The 239-nt window shown below is 40.6% G+C and carries 1 protein-coding gene; it reads left to right on the plus strand.

The features are described from left to right. Nucleotides 1-239, plus strand: a 239-nt coding sequence (locus QSV46_RS40940; RefSeq protein WP_314964472.1) for a hypothetical protein, incomplete at both ends; no start/stop codon positions are given.

A 239-nucleotide genomic window follows, 5' to 3' on the forward strand; every position in this document is an offset into this window, starting at 1 on the left:
CTCAAGTGCCTTAGACTTCTATCAAAAAACGATAGCTTTAAATACACGTCGGTTCCAAGAGAAGTTGCGGCCAATAGTTTTAGATAAATTGGTTGCGCACTCTAAATATCAAGAGCTTCCAGTTGCTCAGAGGAAGAAGGCTACCGAGCGCATTGATGCTTTTCTTAATTTTCTTATAGCGGCATTTCCTAACTTTGCCGTTTCTATGATGGCTGCTGATCTTATCAATTCTAGACAGG

This window comes from Bradyrhizobium cosmicum, assembly GCF_032290525.1.
Lineage (GTDB): Bacteria > Pseudomonadota > Alphaproteobacteria > Rhizobiales > Xanthobacteraceae > Bradyrhizobium > Bradyrhizobium cosmicum_A.